Raw genomic sequence first — 21482 nt, 5'->3', positions numbered from 1 at the left:
TATTTTAAATTACTTTTCCTGCTCTCTGTACTTCTTGGCCTGTTCAATAACCTTTGGGGCTATATGCGCAGGGAGTTCTTCATAATGGGAAAATTCTATGGTGAATGTGCCTCTGCCGCCGGTCATTGATTTCAGGTCCGGGGCATATTTCAGGATTTCTGCCATGGGGACGGTTGCTTTTACTACCTGGCTATTGCCCTTTGATTCAACACCAATAATCTTATCTCTTCTTGAATTCAAATCCCCCATTATATCGCCCATGTATTCATCAGGCACGATAACCTCTATCTTTGTGAGCGGCTCAAGGAGTGTCGGCTGGCACATCTCCAATCCTTTTTTGAATCCCATAGAACCGGCAATCTTGAAAGCCATTTCAGAGGAATCTACATCATGGTACGATCCGTCATAAAGCGTAACCTTAAAATCAATGACAGGATATCCCGCAAGTATACCCTGGTTCATAGCCTCGACTATGCCTTTTTCAACAGCAGGTATGTACTGTCTGGGTATTGCCCCGCCTACTATCTTATCGACAAATTCAAACCCTGCATTCCGTGGAAGTGGTGCAAGTTCAAGCCATGTATCGCCGTATTGTCCTTTACCGCCCGATTGTTTTTTATATTTTCCCTGAACCTTTGTAGTTCCTTTAATAGTCTCCTTATACGGCACTTTCGGCTCTTTAAGCTCAACATCGACACCGAATTTTCTCTTCATTTTTTCAACGATCACTTCAATGTGTACCTGTCCCATGCCGGACAGAATGAATTCCTTTGTCTGCTCGTCTCTCGTGTATTTGACTGTTTGGTCTTCTTCCATCAGTCTGGCAAGCGAAGTATTCAGTTTATCTTCATCTCCTTTTGATTTTGGTTGTAAAGAGAAAGATATGAGCGGAGGGGTGTTCACAACCCCTTCATATTTTATAGGCGCTTTTTCATCACAGATTGTGTCCCCTGTGCCGACTGTTTTAAGCTTTGCCACAACTCCGATATCTCCTGCAGATGCTGAGCCGGCCGGCTTCTGTTTCTTGCCCACGAGATAAAATATCTGCCCGATTCGTTCCTTCTCCTCGTTTGTGGCATTGATAACAGTCATATCAGGATGGATCTCGCCGGAATATACCCTGAAGAGGGTTAATTTTCCTGCAAAAGGATCGGTAATGGTCTTGAATACAAAAGCACTGAAATGTTTATCTGAAGAAAATTCTCTTTTTATTACATTCCCTGTTTTAGGATCTATGCCTTCCGCTTCTTTCCTGTACGCAGGTGAAGGAAAATATTTTACCATAGTATCGAGCAACATCTGAACGCCTATGTTCTTCATTGCAGAACCACACATCACAGGGACAATCTTTCTGCTCCATATACCTTCTCTTAAACACTTCTCAATCTCTTCTTTTTTTATTTCATCACCATTGAGATATCGTTCCATAACCTCATCATCTATCTCGACCGAGGTCTCAATAAGCTTCTCCCTGTACTTATTTGCTTCATCAACAAATTCTTGCGGAATTTCTGCAACATCATACTCTCCGGAGATGTCCCCTTTATAAACAAATGCCTTCATTGTAAGGAGATCTATGATACCCTTGAAATTCTCCTCTTTGCCCATTGGGAGTTGAAGGGCTAAGATCGATTTATCGGAAAAATTCTTTTGGATATCTCCGAGAGTTCGTTCAAAATCAGCCCTCTCCCGATCCATTTTGTTTATAAACAAACAGATGGGGATGGAAAACTCGTTGGCATACTGCCATACCTTTTCGGTTTGTACCTGAACCCCGGACACGGCGCTTACTACAATTACAGCCGCGTCAACAACCCGCATGCACGACTTGGCATCAGCCACAAAATTGTCATCACCAGGAGTATCAATAAAGTTGATCTTGTGCTTATCCCATTCAAAACCGGCAAGGGAAGAAGATATGGTTATTTTTCTCTCAACTTCTTCAGGTTCATAATCCATTAAGGATGTCCCATCATCAACCCTTCCAAGTCTGGTGTTTTCTCCTGAAAGAAAAAGCATGGCCTCAACAATTGATGTTTTACCTTCACCTCCATGCGAAAATATTCCAACATTTCTAATAAAATCAGGCTCATACTTTTTCATGTAAACTCCTTTTAAGAAAATAAAAAATAGAATAAAATTTTGTGAATTTTACATGGCTTTTTCTTAAAAATCAAGAATTAACCGAATCTGCCCGTTATATATCCTTCGGTTCTTCCATCATTGGGAGAGGTAAATATTTTTGACGTCTCTCCAAATTCTACAAGATCGCCCAGTAGCATAAAACCCGTATAATCGGAGACCCTTGCAGCCTGTTGCATGTTATGGGTAACAATTAGTATCGTATAGCTTTTTTTAAGTTCCAGCATAAGTTCTTCTATCCTCATTGTTGCAATAGGGTCAAGAGCCGAGCAGGGTTCATCAAGAAGGATAATTTCAGGTTCCACTGTAAGAAGCCTCGCAACACAAAGCCTCTGCTTCATTTCTTCGGAAATACTGAGCGCCGGCATAGACAATTTATCCTTCAAATCATCCCATAACCCGACTGCCATCAAACATTTCTCCACAATTTCACGATCCTTTCTTCTGTTGGTCAGACCATGTATCTTGAGACCATAAACCATATTTTCGTAAACCGAAAACGGGAAAGGATTGGGTCTCTGAAAAACCATTCCTACTTTCTTCCGCAGCTCAATTAAGTCTATCTCTTCAATGTGCTGTTGATTTACAAAAATATCGCCTGTAATTTTTACATCGTCAATGAGGTCGTTCATCCTGTTGAAACAGCGCAGCAGCGTAGATTTACCGCATCCCGAAGGTCCTATAAGAGCGGTAATTGAGTTTTTATGCACGTTAAAATCCACGTTCTTTAATGCATAGAAGCTGCCATAATACATATTAAGTTTTTCTGTTGAAAGAGCGAAACTGTTTATCATCCGAACTTCCCCGAGATGTAGTCTTCCGTCTTCTTCTCTGAGGGGTATGTAAACACCCTTTCGGTAGGCCCGTACTCGATAAGATCTCCGAGATAAAAAAAGGCGGAATAATCGGTAATACGTGCAATCTGTTTAGTATTATTCGAAACAAGTATAATCGTATATTCTTTTTTAAGCTCGCTCAAGGCATCTTCTATTTTTGCTGTGGAGATCGGATCCAGTCCTGAGCATGGCTCATCCATCAATATTATTTCAGGCATCAATGCAAGAGTCCGTGCAAGACAGAGCCTTTGCTGCTGCCCACCGGATAGTTTTAATGCCGATATTTGGAGTCTTTCCTTCATCTCATCCCATAGAAATGCTTTTTTCAGACTTTCTTTAACGATTGCATAGATCTCTTCTTTATCCTTGATGCCCTTCAGCTTGGGACCGTAGGCAATATTCTCATAAACTGAACGGGGCAGTGGTATGGGAACTGCAAATACAGTACCGATCTGTCTTCTCAATTCCACAGAATTTATATCACCGTTTATAATGTCGACGCCATTAATGATGACCTTGCCCTTGATGCTGACGTTGTCTTCAAATTCTATCATCCTGTTCAAAATTGATATTAACGTAGATTTGCCGCTTCCGGCAGGCCCCATAAATCCGGTAATCATATGCCTGTGCACATCAACATCAATGTCTTTCAAAACCTTATTCTTCCCAAAAGATACACTTAATTTTTCGACCTTTATTTTAATGTCCATTTATATCACTCACGAATATTTTGAAATCATCTTGTTCATAAGATAATAGGCAATAATGTTAATCAGAAGAATGCTCAGGACGAGCACCAGGGCGGTAGCATAGGCCTTTTCCATAGAAATGCCTTCACGGGCAAGTATATAGAAATGGACGGCCATTGTCCTGCTTGAATCCATTAAAGATGTGGGGAGCCTCAAAGAGCTTCCAGTGGTAAATAATGTTGCCGCTGTTTCGCCAACTGCTCTTCCTACACTTAACATAATCCCCGTTAATATCCCTGGGACTGCTGAAGGTATTACCACCTTTTTAACGGTTTCCCATCTTGTAGCGCTTAAGGAATAGCTCACAATCCTTAAATTCCTCGGAACAGCCTTTATCGCCTCCTCACTTGTTCTTATTATTGTTGGAAGAATCATAATCGTTATTGTTAATACGCCTGATAAGACTGACCAGCCCATTTTAAGCTTTATAACAAAAAATATGAAACCGAAAAGACCGTATAGAATAGACGGGATGCCTGCAAGCGATTCAACACCGAAGCGGATGATCTTAGTAAATATAGATTCTTTTGTATATTCTGTGAGAAAGATTGCAGTCCCGACGCCAAGGGGAGTAGCAAGAAAAATTGACAGCAACACAAGAATTACGGTTCCGATAATCGTCGAAAATATGCCTCCGTGTCTGCCCATATCCTCCGGCGAAGAAAAAATAAATCCCAGATTTACATGGGGAGCGCCTTTAAAAAAAATGATAGCTATAATTACTACCAGTATCCCTACGGTAAAAAACGCCTGAAAATTAAGGCATATCCGCACTATATTATCTACCAGCCGCGGTTTTATTCTCACTTTATCACCTTTTTCTTGATTCCAAAATTAGCAATATAATTAAGAATCATGATGATTACCAGAAGGACAACACCGGTTGAAAAAAGACCCTGCCGATGATCACCTGTGGCATATGAAAGCTCAAGGGCAATATTTCCGGTTAACGTCCTCAATGGATCAAGGAGGCTTGTCGGTATCTTCAAGGCATTCCCGGCAGTCATAATAACTGCCATTGTCTCTCCTATCGCCCTCCCCATGCCAAGAATGAAGCTTGCCAGAATGCCCGATTTGGCCGAAGGGATAACCACTTTATAAATTGTCTGCCACTTAGTGGCTCCCATGGCAAAGGAACCTTCCCTGTAAGTTTTAGGCACACTCGTAATCGCGTCAAAAGATATGCTTATTATGGTAGGCAAAATCATCACCCCAAGGATAATGGATGTGGAAAGGAGAGAGAAGCCTGCTCCGCCAAAATGATTTCTAATTAACGGAACTATATAAACCACTCCCAGAAAACCGTATACCACTGAAGGGATACCCGCTAAAAGCTCAAGGGCAGGTTTTAAGAACATCTTCATCCTTTTACCTGAATATTCGGACAGGTAAATCGCACAGGAAAGTCCCATAGGTGCGCCAACGGCAAGTGCGCCGAAGGTTACAAGAAAAGAAGATACAATCATGGGAAATATACCGAAAGAACCTTTTGTTGGCGCCCATTTAAAACCAAAGATGATATTTTTCAATCCGATTTTATGAAAAAGAGGTAAACCTTCATAAAAAATAAAGATAAAGATCAGGAAAAGAAATAGAAGTGATGACAGGGCAAATATCGTTAGTATATATTTAACAAAATGCTCTTTGGTAAAATTTATTTTAGTCATTTAATGCCTATTAGTCCCTCTTTTTTCAATATGTTCTGCCCGTCAATGGAAAGAACAAAATCAATAAATGTCTGTACAATCTCATTTGGCAGGCCGTTTGTGATAAAAAGAAAGGGTCTTACAATTTTATATTTCTTTGCCTTTATATTTTGAAGACTTGCAGAAACCCCATCGATAGACAAAGCTCTGACCCTTTTGTCAACAAGACCAAGCGATATGTATGCTATTGCATATGGGTCTGTGGCAACAATCTCCTTTACCGAACCATTGGAGTCCTGGACCATAATCCCGTCATATATCTCCTCGCTTTTCATAATAAGATCCTCAAAAGATCCACGTGTTCCCGAGCCTTCTTCCCTTGTTATGGCATCTATTTTCCTGTCAATCCAGCCCAAATCTTTCCAGTTTTTTATTTGTCCGCTGAAGATGCTCCTTATCTGTTTTAAGGTTAGTTCCCGGATTGGATTCTCAGGATGTACAACCACCGAAATGCCGTCATAACAGATTACGATCTCATTTAATATTTTTTCTTCTTGCTTCAATTGCCTTGATGACATGCCGATTTCAATCGTTTTATTGAAACATGCCTGGATACCGGCAGTAGAGCCTCCGCCCTGGACATTTATTCTAAACATCGGTCGGTCAACCATGAAATGCTCTGAAAGTTTTTCTATAAATGGCATCACAGAAGTTGAGCCGGCTATTGTAATAGTATGTTTTTTCCCATGCGTAACCTTGTTAGAATTATCATCGCAGGATGAGAGCAATATTGTAGACATCAACATCAGGATCAAACTAATTATCTTTGGCATTGGGCCTATTCCTCGGGGGAGCTTTTAATGTGTCTTATTATCTTCCCCTCGGCCATAAATATGACAAGTTCGGCAATATTTACAGCGTGGTCAGCTATTCTTTCCAGAGACTTTGAAATGAACATTACCCGTGTTGCCCTTGAAATTGTCCTCATATCCTGCATCATGTATGTAAGAAGTTCTCTGAAAACCTGGTCGAGAAGCTGATCAACACGTTCATCGTCATTTGTTACCTTTAATGCCAGTTCCACATCTTCCTTCACAAAGGCATCCAGGCTTTCTTTGAGCATAATCTGCACAATATTTGCCATAGTAGGAATATCTATATAAGGTTTTAACTGCGGTTCCTTGTTAAGCTCAAGCACTCTCTCGCATATATTTACGGCAAGATCCCCGATCCTTTCAAGATCATAGTTAATTTTGATAGCTGTCGTGATGAGTCTCAAATCCCTTGCTGCAGGCTGCCGGAGAGCAAGCAGTTTCAGGCAGAACTCGTCAATTTCTACTTCCCTTGCGTTAACCACATCATCATTCTCAATAACTCTTTCTGCAATCTCTGAACGTCTCTCAAGAAGGGCATTAATAGCATCCTGTATCGCCCTTTCTACAAGTCCACCTTCAAGGAGAATCTTCTCCTTTAATTCTCTAAGCTCCATATCAAATGCCTTATAGATATGTCCTTCCATAATTTCCATAACGGGAAGCCTCCTTATAGTTTGACCAGAAGATTATAGTAATTTTTTTCTTTCATTACAACAGAATGTTCCTGCCTGTTCAAGGCCTGCGGATTAGAGAACAAAAGATACCACCTGTTCACAAAATACACTATTAAAAATAAAAAAGGCAGTTAGAATATATATTGTCTAACCGCCTTGTAACCACCTTGGATATTGTAAGTTTTATGCGCGCCTGCCGCGACTCGAACGCGGAACCTACGGATTAGAAGTCCGTTGCTCTATCCTGATTGAGCTACAGGCGCATGGAGTTTTTATTATATCTATTTTTATATGCCCTTTCAATATAAACATCGTTGAAACAGGGGTTTCAGATTCAAAACTTTCAATATAGTCAGCAAAGCAGGCTATGTTGACAGGGACTTGTTGAAAAACATTGTAATACCAAATTGCCCTCATTTGCAACTTGGTATAAGGCCGGGAATACACATTCTGCCCTGCCTGACTCATGAACCATTTGCGAATATAAGAAATATTTAGTATGATAGGCAGACAATGCGGCGGCCTACATATCATGCAAAATTATTAATCGTATTCGCTATTTGTGTTTTATTATTGCCCTTTACGGTATTTTCTAAGGATTTTTCTTCCTATGCAATCATCGGCGATACAAAAATAGGAACTACGGAATCCGTATATAAACAATTTCTTGATATAATAAGCAAAAAAGGTATACATACCATTTTTCTTGTTGGAGATGTTATCGACAGGCCCGGAAACGAGAAAGAATGGGGTAGATTTCTGGAACTAACATCGAACAATTACGACTTTTATATAGCACCCGGAAATCATGACATCAATAGCGCTAAATCACTAAAAATATACGGTAATTTAATAAGAAAACCCGTCTACCATTCTCTGTCTACAGAAGACACTAATTTTATTGTGCTTTCCACGGAAACGCCCGGAGAGACAAGCAGGATAACCGGAAAACAGTTGGAATGGCTTAGAGAAGAGCTTAGGAAGAACTCGCTATATAAAATTGTATTTCTTCACAAACCTCTATTTCCAACGGCCTTCGGCAAAGGTTACTGTCTTGACAGGCATATGGTGGATAGAGACGCTCTTCACGATTTATTTGTTAAAAGTGGCGTAAATGTTGTCTTTGCAGGTCACGAACATCTGTATAACAGAATCGAAAAAGACGGAATTATATATGTTACCACAGGCGGTGGAGGTTCGCGTCTTCTCACATTCGATGAAGAATATGGAGGTTTCTTTCATTATACTATTGCAAAAAGAGAAAATGGAGGTTATATTTTCACCGTTTATGACATGAACGAATATCCAAAAGACAAATTTTCTATAAAAAAAGAGGTGAAATAATGGGTAGTGTTTTAAAATGGAGAAAAAAGAAAATTAGAAAACATAAATATAGAAAGCTAAGAAAAAGAACGAGACACCAACGGAGAAAATAAGGATCACATAATCACTATATTTCCTTTGTCAATTTTGCCCATCTTCGCAGTTTCCATAACTACCGGGAAGATGGGCAAAATTTTATTATCAAAATAAAATCTGATAAAACCTTAACCGATGAGCCTCTTGCAAAACTATAAAATGCCGTCACTAAGCCTGCCCCGCAAGCTGGTACCCGCTTGCGGGTGATCCTGGGAGGAAGCCGGAGTCCAGAAGACCTTGAATTCACTGAATGTTGCTTGCACAAGCACGACAAAAAAAGGCAATTAATGATACTTTTGCAAGAGACTCTGATTTTAAAATATTCAATAAAAAGCTTGCAAATACAGAAAGAAAAATGCAAAATAAACCCATATGGCAAAAGATACAGTCGGAATAATAGTTGGCGGTGGGCCAGCGCCTGGAATTAACGGAGTCATAAGCGCCGCAACAATTGAAGCTGTAAATCAAGGGAAAAAGGTTGTCGGCATTATAGGGGGATTCAAGCCCCTCTTCGATGGAAACAAAGACTGCATTATCCCGCTTACAATTGATGATGTTTCGAGACTACATGCTACAGGTGGATCGATCCTCAGAACATCCCGTGATGCCCCGGAAAACGCCCGTCAAAAATTTAAAACCTTGCTGTCTACACTGAAGCAGATCGGTATAAAATATCTTATAACAATAGGGGGTGAGGGCACCCTCTATATGGCAAGCTGGATAGAGAGAGAAGGAAGGGGTTCCATAAACGTTGTTCATACTCCAAAGACAATAGACAATGATATTCCCTTACCGGGCGGCATTTCAACCTTCGGATATCAGACCGCAAGGCATGTTGGAGTCGAGCTTGTCAACAATATAATTGAAGATGCAAGGACAATGGGAAGATGGTATTTCATCAGCACCATGGGAAGACATACAGGCCATTTGGCCCTTGGAATCGGCAAGGCATCCGGCTCAACGATATCGCTCATCCCTGAAGAGTTTACAGAGCAGAAGGTTTCAATACAAAAAATAGCCGATATCCTGACCGGTTCAATAATAAAAAGGCTCTCCATGGGAAAAGATTACGGGGTTGCTATCATAGCTGAAGGTTTAGCTGAAAAGTTTGATGAAGAAGAGCTTAGCAGATGCGAAAATGTCGAAAAGGATGAAATATCCGGTAAAACAAGGCTGTCCGATATTCAACTCGGCAGGATTCTCAAATCACTCGTAAGGAAGAACCTCCATGACATGGATATATCCGCCCCTATTGTCAGTATGAACATAGGATATGAATTAAGGGCAGCAAGCCCTATACCATACGACATTGAATACACAAGAAACCTCGGATACGGTGCAATACGTTTCCTTCTGAAGGGCGGGTCAGGTTCGATGATAGCTGTGTATGAGGACCATATTATCCCCATCTCTTTTACTGAAATGCTGGATTCATGTGGCGGCTCTAAAGTACGGAAGGTAGATATCAATTCCGAAACATATGAAGTTGCAAGGAAATATATGATTAGAATCGAGAAGGAAGATTTTGAAGGAGATCGTTTAAAACATATTGCAAGTACAGCAAAGCTAAAACCTGAAGAATTCAGGTCGAAATTCGATTATCTGCTCAAGTAACAGTCATTCTGATTCAGATCAGCAAAACTTTTATTCAGTATTTTTTATACCTGATTCGCTGTTGCCACGATTAAAGGGTATAAAGAGTATTTTTACCCGCGATTTATTTATACCGAATAATCCTGAAAGGATTTCATAGCCCACATAGCCCGATTCCTTTTTAAGCTCAAAAAGAAATGCAAACCTCATCTTCCAGTTGTTATCATCTTCTTCTTCCCTTGTAATAAGCCCGTAGAAAAAACTTGTCATGCTTTTATTTCCTTCCGTACGATGTTCCATTATTGTAAAAAGTGGTTTTATAATTCTGTCAATATCGGGAGACCTTACAGGCAGTAAAGACGGCATAATTACGTCAGTATGTCCCTGCTTTTCCTGATGTTCAAATAAAGGCCAAACATTAAAATAAATACCATCTTCATCATCCACATACCTGTTAAACAATAACACCCGTTTATTTGTATATAGCCTGTCCCTTATAGACCATTCCGACTGGTTGTACAAAACAGGCCACAATATGCTCAAAGTACTGTACGATTCCCGTGTTTCCGACGATACCAGCGGGAAAATGCTGTAACCTGACATATCATCGCCTTTTGTGAACGAAAAAACAGGCCAGAGGATCTTTGTTTTTTCCCTGTACTGGTCTTTCGAATATGAGTACAAAGGGAACATAATCATGTGTTCATCTCTTGTTTTCGATCTTGATGACAGATAAAAAGGTATGGCATAGAATTTTTCTGTTGGCTCATCTGAATCAAGATAATTATCTTCCTTATAAAATATGGGCCAGAGAAAAAAACTTGACTTTTTTATCCCCTCCTGTTGTTTTGTCCCGAATAAAGGCCACAGTTTAAAACCTTTTTCTGTACCGCTGTAAACAGAAATGAAAGGCCAGAGGATATGCGTTTTCTTCGCCTCGTCAGTTTCAGTATAACTGTAAAAGGGCCACATACAAAACCCCATTTCGTCTTTTCCAAACCTGTCATAGAGTTTTCCATAAAATGGAAATATCCCGCCGTAGACCCCCTTAGATGATGTGCCATGAAAAAACAGCAGAAATGACGTATCAGATGGCTGGGATGGAATTCTTTCATCCGAAGCAGCTCTGTCGGACTGAGATAAGCCTTTTGAGAGGTAAAAAGGCAGAAAATATGATTTATCTTTAGCTGATTTTCCAAGAGGATAAAGATAATTATAAATCCCTCCCTCATTGGAATCATAAGAAAAGAGGAATGGTCTTATTGTAAGGCTGGTTTCATTGTTTTCCTGTTTATAAGAAACAAGGGGGCCGAAGAACCTCTTTTCTCCCCCGAATTCCCAATATACAGGCCAAAATGCCTGTAGAGTGCAGGGGAAAAGTATAAGGAGAAAAACAAATTTCCACATTAAAATCAGAAGAACATGCCGAAAATCGTGCCAAGGATCGTAACAGGCGTCATTTCCGAGATGCCATCCGCTGCCCTTTGAACCTTTCTCACGGCCTTTTCCGTTTCGTTATACAACTTGTCATCCTTTGCAAACTTTCCTAACGAGCCCTCGCCTTTCTTTATGCCGTCTGTAATATCCTTTATATTTTTTACCGTATCCTTTGCGTCCGCATATATCGCGTCATCCTTAACAAGCTTACCGATTGTACCCTTCCCTTGTTCTATATCGGATGTAATGCTTTTTATCGTGCTGACAGCATCTTTTGCGTCTTTGTAAAGTTTATCATCCTTAACCAAAAGACCCAGTGTCCCCTTCCCATCCTCTACATTTTTCACAATTACCTTGAGTCCTGTTAATGTTTCGTCGGCATTATCAACAATACGGCCTATGTTCTCTTTATTCTCTTTAACAAGGTCTTTAAACTCACCGCTGACTACCTGGATATTCTCAATGCTTCTTTTTATGTTAACCCTTTCATTCTCGCCCACTAATCCTTTGAATTCGCTCATCGTGTCGCCAAAGTTCTTTGCAGCCGTACTGACATTTGTAAAGATTTCATCAAAATTAGGCGCCTGTATTACGTTCTCAATTATTCCACCCTGCGCCAGGAACGCTTTTCCCGGTCCGGGTATGATTTCGATAAATTTATCTCCGAGAACACCCTGTGATTTCACTGCCGCTTTGCTGTCAGCCGGTATTTTCACGCTTTTCATTATGGTAAGTGTTGCCTTGGCCATGTAGCCGTCAAGCACAATCTCTTTAATCTTCCCTACAGCAACACCGGCAATCTGGACAGGCGTTTTAACATCAAGGCCGCTTGCGTTGCTGAAGGTCACAAAAAGCTCATACCCCTGCTCCCGGAATAGCCCGAACCTTCCAATCCTGAATGACATATAAAAAAGCATCAAAATCCCGACAAGAACCAGTATGCCCACCTTCAATTCAGTGGAAATTATTTTATTATTCATATATCTCCTCCTGCAAACCCCGGTATTTTTGTCGCCCTCAAGAACTCCCTGGTGTCATCATTGCTGCTTTGCTTTATTTCAAGGGGCGTTCCGTATTCTATAATCCTGCCATTGCTCAACATGGCAACTTTATCGGCAATCCTGAACATACCGAGTATATCGTGGCTTATTACAAGGTATGTTTTTTTAAAATATGTCTGAGTCTCCTTTATTAAATCCAATATTGTTAACGATATAATAGGATCAAGGGCGCTCGTCGGCTCATCAAATAGTATTATACCCGGATCAAGGGCAAGGGCTCTTGCAAGTCCTACTCTTTTTCTCATACCGCCAGACAGTTCGGACGGTATCTTTTCGGTAACATTAAAAAGACCAACCTGCTTGAGCCTATCCTCAACAATCCCCTTTATTTCTGTTTCAGTCATCTTCGTACGTTCACGCAGCGGGAAGGCTATATTATCAAAAACATCCATAGAGTCAAAGAGGGCTGCTTCCTGAAAAAGCATTCCGAACTTTTTTCGTACATCATTCAGATCTCTCTCGTTTAATCTTGTAATTTCAACACCGTCTATCCATATTTCGCCTTTATCCGGTTTTAAAAGTCCGATTACATGCTTCAGCAGAACACTTTTCCCGCCTCCGCTTTTTCCGATTATTACCGTAGTTTTCCCTATTTCTATCTCAAGATTTATTCCATCAAGCACTTTTTGATTACCGAAGCTTTTATGGATATCTATTAATCTTATGGCTATATCATCCATGTTAAAACATCAAAGAAGTCAATACGTAATCCGATATCAATATCATTAGGCTCGAAAAAACAACAGCCTCAGTAGTTGACCGGCCTACGCCTTCCGCGCCCCCTTTTGTGTAAAAACCCTTATAACATGAGATAACACTCAAAATAATCCCGAAAAAGGCTGCTTTCACAAGACCATTGTATATGTCTTCAGGGTTAAGGTACTTAATTATCTTGTTGATAAATGCGCCTTCGTTAATCCCCAGGAGCTTAACCCCTACAAGGTAACCGCCGACAATCCCGACAAAGTCCGATATGATGGTTAAAACAGGAAGCATCAAAAAAGATGCAATAACCCTGGGCACAACAAGATATTTTATCGGACTGAGGGCCATGACTGTTAATGCGTCTATCTGCTCGGTCACTCTCATTGAACCAAGTTCCGCTGCCATTGCAGAACCTGCCCGGCCGGTAACCATCAGGCTTGTGAGAATAGGACCAAGTTCACGAGTCATACTTAATGCCACAGTAACCCCGACAAGCCCTTCAGAGCCAAATCGCCTGAAGCCATGATATGATTGCAAAGCAAGAACCATCCCGATAAATCCGCCGGAAACCACTACAACCGCAACCGAATTTACACCGATAAATTCCATCTGTTTGAGTATATAGTCAAGTTTAAAGGGTCTCCTGAAACACAGGTAGATGCTTTGAATAAAAAACATCCCTATATTGCCGGTCTCTTTTAAAAAATCTATACCAGGGATCAATATTTTTCTTAGAATACTATTATTCATAATGCCTCGTGATAAATCCTCGGGACTCTCCCGGATATTTTACAGAGTATTTCGTAAGGGATAGTACCTGTCAACTGCGCTATCTCGTCGGCAGTAATTGTGTCGGTATTGCCTCTTCCCAGTAAAATCACCTCGTCGCCTGCATGTACGTCCTCAATATCCGTAACATCAACCAATATCCAATCCATACAAACCTTTCCAACCACATTGCACCTTTTATCTCTTATCAATACAGAACCTTTGTTTGATAGAGCCCTCGGATAACCGTCAGCATAACCTACAGGTATACATGCTATCTTTACACTCTTTTCCGTAGTATAAGATCTCCCGTAGCTCAGCGAATATCCCGAAGGAAACTCTTTTATCAATGCAATCCTTGATATCAGCTTCATTACCTGCTTAACAGGGAGTTTTTCTTTTAATTCAACAGCAGTGCAAGATCCGTAAAGGTTGATTCCGACTCTGACCATGTCGAAATATGCTTCAGGATAATTACTTATCGCCCCGCTATTTGCCATATGAGAAAGTTCTGTTTTAATACCACTATTTTGGAACAACTGCAAAATATATTTAAAAGCCTTTACCTGCGCCATCCCGTATGCATCCCTTATCTCTGAAGAAGAAAAATGGCTCATTAAGCCTTCCACCTTGATATATTTTGAGCCTTTTATCTCCTCAATCACAGAAGGCATATTATCAGGGTGAAAACCAAGCCTTCCCATCCCGGTATCAACTTTCAGATGGATACTGATAGATTTTTCCTGAAGTGTACAGGCATCCTTTATCCTTTTTAACATATCCATATCATGTACAACGAGCATAAGGTCATAGTCTAATGCCTGTTGAACGTCCTCCCAGGGCATCATGCCGCCCATCACAAGCACCGGGATACTCACGTTATGAGACCTTAGGTGCATACCCTCACTGATTAATGCAACACCTAAGTAATCCGCGCCTATAGATGCAAGTTTTCCGGCGACTTGAATCATACCGTGGCCATATGCATCGGCTTTCACGACACAGAGTATTTTCACATCCACAGGCAGTCGTGACTTTATCATCCAATAATTTTCTTCAAGAACCTTTAAATCTATATATGCAGTAGCTCTATGGTTTTTCATTTCAATCATTTATAAAAACCTTTAAGCGTTTTAAAAACCTTTTCGCAGGCATCTATGGTCCTCAATAATTCCTTGTCCCCGTAAGAGGCTGTTAAGAATGAAGCCTCAAATGGGCTTGGAGCAAAAAATATTCCCTCTTCAAGCATTAATTTGAAAAACTGTTCATAAAGCGCACGGTTTGATGTCAGAGCGGCCTCGTAATCGTTGACATTATTTTCGGAGAAAAATCCTGTGAACATCCCGGTAATATGGTTAATCTTGTAAGGAATACCGAACTTATCCGCAATTTGAAGCAACTGTGTTTTTAACATTTCAATCTTTTTATCCATTGAACTATATATGTCGCTGTTTTTTCTCAGATGCTCAAGCACATAAATCCCTGCTCTTACTGCAATGGGATTGCCCGACAATGTGCCAGCCTGATAAACATCACCGAGAGGGGCAATCATATTCATAATCTCTTTTTTGCCTCCAAAGGCGCCAATAGGAAAACCTCCGCCGATTATTTTTCCAAGACATGTTATATCAGGATCAATCCCGTAAATGTGCTGCGCTCCGCCGTATGCAACCCTGAAGCCTGTTATGACTTCGTCAAATATAAGTAAAATCCCTTCTTGTTTGCATATCTCCTGCACATCCTCAAGAAATCCCTTTCCGGGCAGGATAAGCCCCATATTGCCCATGACAGGTTCAAGTATGATACAGGCAATATCCTTGTTTTCTCTGACAATATTCCGCACCGTATCGATATGATTAAAATCTGCAACATATGTACATTTTGCAAGTACTTCCGGGATACCCCCGCTGTCAGGTATTCCATAGGTAGCCAGACCTGAACCTGCTTTTACAAGAAGACTGTCAACATGCCCGTGATAGCAGCCCTTAAACTTTATGACACCGTTTTTTCCGGTAAAACCTCTTGCAAGCCTTATGGCGCTCATTGTTGCCTCTGTGCCGGAGCTTGTCAGCCTCAGAAGATTTATTGAAGGGAATGCTTCTGTAATAAGCTTTGCCAGTTTAATCTCGTTGGGATGGCAGGCACCGAAGCTTGTGCCTTCATCAAGCGCTGTCTTTACTTCTTCAATAAGGCCGTTGTGGGCATGTCCGAGGATTATTGCGCCCCATGAAGCAACATAATCAAGGTAGGTGTTTCCATCCACATCAAAAAGGTATGCACCTTTGGCTTTTTTCACATAAAACGGCGTATCGTGAACAGATTGAAAAGCCCTTACAGGACTGTTTACACCGGCAGGCATGTATTGCCTTGCTTCTGCATATAATTCACTCGATATTTTTCTATTCATAAATCATCCTTAACGGTATCTTTTTAAATTCTCTCCGGCTGAAAAACATTTGAAAGTCTTTTATACCGGTCCTATCTGATATGCGCCCGGCAATTTCCTTACAGTCTTCCAGGCTTTTTCCGTGTATCATGGTATATACATTGTAATCCCAGTAACCTCCCTTTTCCCTCTCATAACAGTGGCTCACCTCAGGGAAAGAAGCCATTATGCCCCCTACCCTGTCAATGTCAGCATCCTTCACCTTCCAGACAACCATTGCATTATGCGTGTATAGAGCCCTTCGATGATAAAGCACAGCGGCGATTCTTCGTATTATGCCTTCTTTTTTAAATTTATTGAGTACGGACAATAGCTCGACCTCACTAATGCTTGTTTTGTCTGCCATTTCCTTGTATGGTCTCTCAATGATTGGGAAATCACCGGGTATGTTTTTCAAAATCTTATACATGCTGTTTATTTTCACATATACCCGAAAGGGTTTTCAAATAAAAAACATAATCTTTTATCTTCCACGCAAAGATATATTAAACAGATAATTTACCTGTTCGATGTTTGATAACGGTACCGTTGCTGCGATAAACTGTTTTTCGCTGATTTACGGTATGCCCCTTTCATAAACTTGTATGATTTTACAATTTAAAGTAGAATGTATTTTTGAGGCAATTGAATATTGATTAAAGGGGGTTAAAATGGAAAAGGGGATGAAGATTGCAATCAATACCGGTGGTGGTGATGCACCGGGGCTTAACGCAGTTATAGAGGCAGTGGTTTTGGCCGCAAACAGCAGAGGCTGGGATACATACGGCATTAAAAATGGATATGCAGGTCTCTTAAACACGGACGAAATCATTCCTCTCACCCCGGACAAGGTGCATCATATTGCAAATATCGGAGGCACAATACTGGGTACAACAAATCGCGGAAACCCATTCCAGATGCCCATTACCAATCTGGCCGGCGAAACAGAGATACGCGATGTATCGGATAAAGTTGTGGAAAATTTCAAAAGGCTACATTTCGACTGTCTGGTGGCAGTGGGAGGAGACGGAAGCCTTTCCATTGCTTACGACTTTTACAAAAAGGGCATGCCTGTAATTGGTGTACCAAAGACTATTGACAACGATCTTTGCGGCACGGTAATTACATTCGGTTTTGACACAGCAGTAAGCATTGCCACCGAGGCAATAGATCGGCTTCACTCTACAGCGAAGTCCCATGAACGAGTCATGGTGGTTGAAGTTATGGGAAGGCATGCGGGATGGATTGCGCTGAACAGCGGTTTATCGGGTGCAGCGGATGTCATCCTGATTCCCGAAATACCCTTTGATATTGATCGTGTTTGCGAACACATCATGGATCGTGAATTACATGGACAAAAGTACTCTATAGTGGTTGCTGCTGAAGGGGCAGCCTCTCTTGGAGGACAGGCCGTTGATAAAGGGATGGGCGAAACAGGACGTCAAGATGTTGTGCTTGGAGGAATTGCCGAGTTCTTAGCCAAAGAAATCTCTAAGAGGACCGGAAAGGACACAAGATCAATCGTACTTGGACATCTGCAGCGTGGAGGATCGCCAACGACATTTGACCGGCTCATAGCGCTTCGCTTCGGTGCAGCCGCTGTAAGGATGATTGAAGCAAAGAAATTCGGCACTATGGTAGCCCTTGACCCTCCCGAAGTAAAGGCCATCCCCCTTGAGGAGGTAATCGGGAAAATAAGGAATGTTTCCGTTGATTGCGATACCGTAAGAACTGCACGGGAAATCGGGGTGTCTTTCGGGGATTAGTCAGGAAACGGGAAAAGTAACAATAATTCTTCGTTAATCATCAAGTGCCAATCAATTAAATAAACTTCGCTTGCTGCCCGCACAGACTTTTTTTTGCAAACCCTGTGAGAGATAATGCTTTTTTCTGAAAACAACTGACTGTTGTTACTCAGAAAAACCTGCCGCTTTTTATTTAATCATTATTGATAAAATAAATAACAAATTTATTTATAGACTCGTAAAAATAATTGAGTGCAAATATTCACAGTTAAAATGTAAAGTATTTTATAAATCACAATTCATTTAAACTTTGGGGAAGATAAACAAAAGGTTTGAACAACAGACTGCCGGTGATAACAACACTCAAAGAATGGAGAGCATAAGCGGCATATGCCGTAACCGGACCTGATTGAATGATCATATGAAGGAGAAGAGGTTATGGATATTTCGAGAAGAAAGTTCATTATTGGGGGCGGAGTTGCAGCCGCCGGACTTGTGATTTCTGAAAAACGGCCGGTGCAAGCAATTTCGATTCACCGGAGCTTCGAACCAAAGGTCTAAAAACAACAACTACTGTGTGCCCGTTCTGTGCAGTTGGGTGCAGCATGATCGTGCACGTTAAAGACGGCAAGATCGTCAATATTGAGGGGGATGACTCAAGCCCGATCAACCAGGGCTCGCTGTGTTCAAAGGGTGAAGCCATGTTCCAGGTGGCAAATAATGAGCGGCGCCTTCAAAAAGTAATGTACCGCGCCCCAGGCTCAGAAAAATGGGAAGAAAAATCCTGGGATTGGTCTCTTGACCGGATAGCAAAGCTAATGAAAGAAACACGTGACCGGACATTCAAACTGAAGGAGACCAACAAGAAAGACGGTGATCTATATACTGTAAACCGCACCGAGGGCATTGCCATCTTTGGCGGAGCAGGCCTCGATAACGAAGAGTGCTACCTTGAAAGTAAATTCGCCCGTTCCATGGGCGTAGTGTATTTAGAACATCAGGCTCGCCTCTGACACTCGTCTACAGTCGCCGGTCTGGCGGCTTCTTTTGGACGGGGCGCAATGACAAATCATTGGAACGACCTGAAAAACAGCGATTGCATTATGGCCATAGGCTGTAATCCTGTCGCAAATCACCCGATCTCTTTTAAATGGATCGAGGCGGCCATGGAAAAAGGGGCAACGCTCATCTCTGTAGATCCACGTTATACAAGGACTTCCTCAAAGGCTGATATTTATGCCCGCACCAGACCTGGAACCGACATTGCCTTTCTCGGTGGGCTTATCAATTATGCTTTGCAGAACAACCTTATCCACAAAGAGTATGTGAGAGAATATACAAATGCCTCATTCATCGTTACCGAAGGGTATGGCTTTAAGGAGGGGATGTTTGCAAACTGGGATGACCGTGAAAAGGCTTATGACATGAAGTCCTGGGCCTATGCCCTGGACGGATCAGGGAAAGCGCGTCGCGACCCGACGTTGTCAGACCCTCGCTGCATATTTCAGCTCCTGAAAAAGCACTACTCACGTTACACTGTCGATATGGTTTGCTCAGTTACGGGCGCAAAAAAAGAGGACTACCTCAAAGTTGCTCAGGCTTTCTGCGGCACAGGAAGACCTGACAAGGCAGGTACCATACTTTACGCTATGGGCATCACCCAGTCTACCCACGGGGTTCAGAATGTGCGCGCCACTGCCCTGCTCCAATTGCTGCTCGGCAATGTAGGTATCGCCGGTGGCGGTGTAAACGCAATGCGCGGCGAATCCAATGTTCAGGGTTCTACGGACTTCGGCCTTCTCTTCCATGTTCTGCCGGGTTACATAGCATCGCCGGATTTCAGCGATACCTCTCTCGAAGCATACATCGGAAGATATTTCCCGAAGTCAAAGGAGTCTAAAAGCACCAACTGGTGGCAGAACGGCGGCAAATATATTATAAGCCTCCTCAAAGCATGGTGGGGCGATAATGCAACTGCTGAAAATAGTTTCTGTTATGATTATATGCCAAAACGAAGCGGCAACTATTCTTATGTCCAGGCTATGCACAAGATTTTGAAGGGAGAGATTGAAGGCCTGGTTTGTATGGGGATGAACCCTGCCGTAGGCGGACCGAACTCCCTCAAAGCCCGTGAAGGGCTTGGGAAGCTCAAATGGCTCGTCACTGTCGATCTCTGGGAAACTGAAACATCCATTTTCTGGAAGCGCCCAGGAGTAAATCCAAAGGATATTAAGACAGAAGTCTTTATGCTTCCGGCAGCAGCATCCGTGGAAAAAGAGGGAAGCATAAGCAACTCCGGACGGTGGGCGCAGTGGCGTTATGCAGCAGTAGAACCACCCGGTGAAGCTAAAAGTGACCTCTGGATCCTCGACCAGTTCCACAAAAAGATAAAAGCCCTTTACAAAAAAGAGGGCGGGGCTTTCCCTGGTCCGATTGTAAAAATGGCATGGAACTATGGCGATGGTCATGAGCCGGACGTGCACCGGGTAGCCAGGGAAATCAACGGATATTTTACACGCGATACAGCCATTAAGGATAAAGACAAAACTCTGGAGTTTAAAACCGGAGATCAGGTGCCGGCTTTTGCCCAGCTCCAGGACGACGGGTCAACAGTGTCGGGCTGCTGGATATATTGCGGGTCATACACAAAAGACGGGAACATGATGGCCAGGCGCGACTCCACAGACCTTCCCAACAATCTTGGGATGTATCCGAAATGGGCATGGTCCTGGCCCGTAAACCGGCGTATCCTTTACAACCGTGCCTCTGTTAATAAGGCAGGACAACCGTTTGACCCGAAACGTCCTGTTATTGTCTGGAATCCTGTTGAAAAGAAGTGGCAAGGGGATGTACCCGATGGAGGCGCCCCACCTGTGGACGATGAAAAAGGAGCCAACCCTTTTATCATGAATTCCGAAGGTGTTGGTCGCATCTATGCTATTACTATGAAAGACGGGCCTTTTCCTGAACATTATGAACCGATTGAAAGTCCGGCCAGGAATCTTCTCTCGAAAGTACAGAACAATCCCTGTGTGGTGTTATCTAACAACGACAGTTGCGATATAAACAAATATCCTTTTATCGGCACTACTTACCGGATGACCGAGCACTGGCAAACCGGCAGCATGACACGCAGTCTGCCATGGCTTGTAGAAATGGTTCCGGACATGTTTGTAGAGATAAGTAGATCACTGGCCCAGACAAAGGGGGTCAAAAACGGCGACCGGATTCGTGTAAGCACTGAAAGAGGTTCTATTGAGGCTTACGCACTGGTTACTTCCCGTCTTAAACCCTTCGTTGTTGACGGAAAACCCATTGAACAGGTAGGAATGCCGTGGCATTTCGGTTACGCCGGTATGGCCACAGGAGACAGCGCCAACGTCCTGACCCCGGAATCATTAAGTCCA

The 21482-nt window shown here is 42.1% G+C and carries 18 protein-coding genes, 1 tRNA gene and 1 pseudogene; 5 read left to right on the top strand and 15 right to left on the bottom strand.

The features are described 5' to 3' along the window. Positions 1-9 precede the first annotated feature (9 nt). The 8 genes from fusA to NT178_14080 all read right to left on the bottom strand — a co-directional run bounded on the left by fusA (position 10) and on the right by NT178_14080 (position 7185). On the bottom strand, positions 10-2103 hold the full coding sequence (fusA, locus tag NT178_14115; GenBank protein ID MCX5813661.1) for an elongation factor G: 2094 nt from the start codon (positions 2101-2103) through the stop codon (positions 10-12). Positions 2104-2180: 77 nt separating this feature from the next. After that, positions 2181-2936 (bottom strand): phosphate ABC transporter ATP-binding protein PstB, encoded by a 756-nt coding sequence (gene pstB, locus NT178_14110; protein ID MCX5813660.1) that lies wholly within the window; start codon positions 2934-2936, stop codon positions 2181-2183. Further along, positions 2933-3688 (bottom strand): phosphate ABC transporter ATP-binding protein, encoded by a 756-nt coding sequence (locus tag NT178_14105; protein ID MCX5813659.1) that lies wholly within the window; start codon positions 3686-3688, stop codon positions 2933-2935. Before NT178_14105 ends, pstB begins: the two co-directional genes overlap by 4 nt. A gap of 9 nt (positions 3689-3697) precedes the next feature. Then, a complete protein-coding gene (gene pstA, locus NT178_14100; protein ID MCX5813658.1) occupies positions 3698-4534 on the bottom strand; it encodes a phosphate ABC transporter permease PstA in 837 nt (278 codons plus the stop codon). Next, entirely contained in the window at positions 4531-5394 is an 864-nt protein-coding gene (pstC, locus tag NT178_14095) for a phosphate ABC transporter permease subunit PstC (GenBank protein ID MCX5813657.1), read from the bottom strand. The genes pstA and pstC overlap by 4 nt, the downstream gene beginning before the upstream one ends. After that, positions 5391-6206, bottom strand: coding sequence for a phosphate ABC transporter substrate-binding protein (locus tag NT178_14090; protein ID MCX5813656.1), 816 nt, complete (start codon positions 6204-6206; stop codon positions 5391-5393). The genes pstC and NT178_14090 overlap by 4 nt, the downstream gene beginning before the upstream one ends. Positions 6207-6211: 5 nt before the next feature. Beyond that, positions 6212-6901, bottom strand: coding sequence for a phosphate signaling complex protein PhoU (gene phoU / locus NT178_14085; GenBank protein MCX5813655.1), 690 nt, complete (start codon positions 6899-6901; stop codon positions 6212-6214). Positions 6902-7110: 209 nt separating this feature from the next. Beyond that, a tRNA-Arg gene (locus tag NT178_14080) sits at positions 7111-7185 on the bottom strand. 250 nt (positions 7186-7435) lie between these two features. Here NT178_14080 and NT178_14075 point away from each other — a divergent pair. The 3 genes from NT178_14075 to pfp all read left to right on the top strand — a co-directional run bounded on the left by NT178_14075 (position 7436) and on the right by pfp (position 9955). Beyond that, positions 7436-8266 (top strand): metallophosphoesterase, encoded by an 831-nt coding sequence (locus NT178_14075; GenBank protein MCX5813654.1) that lies wholly within the window; start codon positions 7436-7438, stop codon positions 8264-8266. Then, entirely contained in the window at positions 8266-8358 is a 93-nt protein-coding gene (locus NT178_14070) for an aurora kinase A-interacting protein (protein ID MCX5813653.1), read from the top strand. The genes NT178_14075 and NT178_14070 overlap by 1 nt, the downstream gene beginning before the upstream one ends. A 355-nt stretch (positions 8359-8713) precedes the next feature. After that, positions 8714-9955: a diphosphate--fructose-6-phosphate 1-phosphotransferase gene (gene pfp / locus NT178_14065; GenBank protein ID MCX5813652.1), complete on the top strand. Its 1242-nt coding sequence runs from the start codon at positions 8714-8716 to the stop codon at positions 9953-9955. Between the two features lie 30 nt (positions 9956-9985). On the opposite strand, the gene NT178_14060 is transcribed toward pfp, so the two are convergent. From NT178_14060 to NT178_14030, 7 genes are read right to left on the bottom strand one after another with little or no spacing between them, the layout of a single operon-like run. Continuing rightward, positions 9986-11341 (bottom strand): hypothetical protein, encoded by a 1356-nt coding sequence (locus NT178_14060; protein ID MCX5813651.1) that lies wholly within the window; start codon positions 11339-11341, stop codon positions 9986-9988. Between the two features lie 5 nt (positions 11342-11346). Further along, positions 11347-12351, bottom strand: a complete 1005-nt coding sequence (locus NT178_14055) for an MlaD family protein (protein MCX5813650.1) — start codon at positions 12349-12351, stop codon at positions 11347-11349. After that, entirely contained in the window at positions 12348-13112 is a 765-nt protein-coding gene (locus NT178_14050) for an ATP-binding cassette domain-containing protein (protein MCX5813649.1), read from the bottom strand. The genes NT178_14055 and NT178_14050 overlap by 4 nt, the downstream gene beginning before the upstream one ends. A gap of 1 nt (position 13113) precedes the next feature. Continuing rightward, positions 13114-13887 carry an ABC transporter permease gene (locus NT178_14045; protein ID MCX5813648.1) on the bottom strand — a complete coding sequence of 258 codons (774 nt, stop codon included), beginning with the start codon at positions 13885-13887 and terminating at the stop codon, positions 13114-13116. After that, positions 13884-15008, bottom strand: coding sequence for an alanine racemase (alr, locus tag NT178_14040; protein MCX5813647.1), 1125 nt, complete (start codon positions 15006-15008; stop codon positions 13884-13886). The genes NT178_14045 and alr overlap by 4 nt, the downstream gene beginning before the upstream one ends. Positions 15009-15013: 5 nt before the next feature. Next, positions 15014-16312, bottom strand: a complete 1299-nt coding sequence (hemL, locus tag NT178_14035; protein MCX5813646.1) for a glutamate-1-semialdehyde 2,1-aminomutase — start codon at positions 16310-16312, stop codon at positions 15014-15016. Beyond that, positions 16305-16760, bottom strand: coding sequence for an Lrp/AsnC family transcriptional regulator (locus tag NT178_14030; protein ID MCX5813645.1), 456 nt, complete (start codon positions 16758-16760; stop codon positions 16305-16307). Before NT178_14030 ends, hemL begins: the two co-directional genes overlap by 8 nt. A gap of 241 nt (positions 16761-17001) precedes the next feature. On the opposite strand from NT178_14030, the gene NT178_14025 reads away from it, so the two are divergent. Next, a complete protein-coding gene (locus NT178_14025) occupies positions 17002-18096 on the top strand; it encodes an ATP-dependent 6-phosphofructokinase (protein MCX5813644.1) in 1095 nt (364 codons plus the stop codon). Between the two features lie 417 nt (positions 18097-18513). Next, a pseudogene (gene fdnG / locus NT178_14020) lies at positions 18514-21482 on the top strand (formate dehydrogenase-N subunit alpha).

The sequence above is a fragment of the Pseudomonadota bacterium genome (assembly GCA_026388255.1).
GTDB lineage: Bacteria > Desulfobacterota > Syntrophorhabdia > Syntrophorhabdales > Syntrophorhabdaceae > JAPLKB01.
Note: the sequence above shows the minus strand (reverse complement) of the source record. Positions and strands in the feature narration are given on the sequence as shown.

Excerpts from the sequence above, each read along its gene's own strand:
- NT178_14030 (MCX5813645.1), bottom strand. The coding sequence starts at position 16,760 with ATGTATAAGATTTTGAAAAACATACCCGGTGATTTCCCAATCATTGAG.
- hemL (MCX5813646.1), bottom strand. The coding sequence starts at position 16,312 with ATGAATAGAAAAATATCGAGTGAATTATATGCAGAAGCAAGGCAATAC.
- NT178_14045 (MCX5813648.1), bottom strand. The coding sequence starts at position 13,887 with ATGAATAATAGTATTCTAAGAAAAATATTGATCCCTGGTATAGATTTT.
- NT178_14075 (MCX5813654.1), top strand. The coding sequence starts at position 7,436 with ATGCGGCGGCCTACATATCATGCAAAATTATTAATCGTATTCGCTATT.
- NT178_14105 (MCX5813659.1), bottom strand. The coding sequence starts at position 3,688 with ATGGACATTAAAATAAAGGTCGAAAAATTAAGTGTATCTTTTGGGAAG.
- pstB (MCX5813660.1), bottom strand. The coding sequence starts at position 2,936 with ATGATAAACAGTTTCGCTCTTTCAACAGAAAAACTTAATATGTATTAT.
- fusA (MCX5813661.1), bottom strand. The coding sequence starts at position 2,103 with ATGAAAAAGTATGAGCCTGATTTTATTAGAAATGTTGGAATATTTTCG.
- NT178_14025 (MCX5813644.1), top strand. The coding sequence starts at position 17,002 with ATGGAAAAGGGGATGAAGATTGCAATCAATACCGGTGGTGGTGATGCA.
- NT178_14055 (MCX5813650.1), bottom strand. The coding sequence starts at position 12,351 with ATGAATAATAAAATAATTTCCACTGAATTGAAGGTGGGCATACTGGTT.
- phoU (MCX5813655.1), bottom strand. The coding sequence starts at position 6,901 with ATGGAAATTATGGAAGGACATATCTATAAGGCATTTGATATGGAGCTT.
- pfp (MCX5813652.1), top strand. The coding sequence starts at position 8,714 with ATGGCAAAAGATACAGTCGGAATAATAGTTGGCGGTGGGCCAGCGCCT.
- NT178_14090 (MCX5813656.1), bottom strand. The coding sequence starts at position 6,206 with ATGCCAAAGATAATTAGTTTGATCCTGATGTTGATGTCTACAATATTG.
- alr (MCX5813647.1), bottom strand. The coding sequence starts at position 15,008 with ATGAAAAACCATAGAGCTACTGCATATATAGATTTAAAGGTTCTTGAA.
- NT178_14050 (MCX5813649.1), bottom strand. The coding sequence starts at position 13,112 with ATGGATGATATAGCCATAAGATTAATAGATATCCATAAAAGCTTCGGT.
- pstC (MCX5813657.1), bottom strand. The coding sequence starts at position 5,394 with ATGACTAAAATAAATTTTACCAAAGAGCATTTTGTTAAATATATACTA.
- NT178_14070 (MCX5813653.1), top strand. The coding sequence starts at position 8,266 with ATGGGTAGTGTTTTAAAATGGAGAAAAAAGAAAATTAGAAAACATAAA.
- NT178_14060 (MCX5813651.1), bottom strand. The coding sequence starts at position 11,341 with ATGTGGAAATTTGTTTTTCTCCTTATACTTTTCCCCTGCACTCTACAG.